2 tRNA genes are annotated in these 558 nt (G+C 56.6%); both read left to right on the forward strand.

What is annotated here, in order from left to right:
• Positions 1 to 386 precede the first annotated feature (386 nt).
• Positions 387 to 479 (forward strand) — tRNA-Ser (locus tag CHU32_RS27930).
• Between the two features lie 3 nt (positions 480 to 482).
• A tRNA-Arg gene (locus CHU32_RS27935) sits at positions 483 to 556 on the forward strand.
• Positions 557 to 558 lie beyond the last annotated feature (2 nt).

The following is a 558-nucleotide window of genomic DNA, read 5'->3' on the forward strand; positions in this document are numbered from 1 at the left end:
TTGCCTTGCTAGCTCCGCTTCTCCTCCCTCCTCACTCCCCTCCCCCTCCCCCCCCCCCTCCTGTCTCTCGCTCGGGCGGGCGCCGCCGGCGGCCCCCCCCCCCGCCGGAACCCTCCTGCTATCGTTTTCCTGTTTTTCATTTTACTCCCACCTTCGTACCGTCTTTTCCCCTTGTAATCTTCGACATCTGTCTGCGTGCGCCTTGCGAATTTTCCGTCGAAAAATCACTCTCTTTGCCGTTTTTACAGGCTAATTGTGTGTGAAGTGTGCAAACGATAAAAGCGTGGGAAAAATTGTTTGACTTATAAGTCCCAGAAAGTAATATGTGCGCCACGCAGCGACGATGAGCAGAAACAAGTTCTTCGACGCACTCGTAAGAGGCGTGTGGTGAGGTGGCCGAGAGGCTGAAGGCGCTCCCCTGCTAAGGGAGTATGCGGTCAAAAGCTGCATCCGGGGTTCGAATCCCCGCCTCACCGCCATTTGCATCCGTAGCTCAGCTGGATAGAGTACTCGGCTACGAACCGAGCGGTCGGAGGTTCGAATCCTCCCGGATGCACC

The organism is Superficieibacter electus (assembly GCF_002915575.1).
Taxonomy (GTDB): domain Bacteria; phylum Pseudomonadota; class Gammaproteobacteria; order Enterobacterales; family Enterobacteriaceae; genus Superficieibacter; species Superficieibacter electus.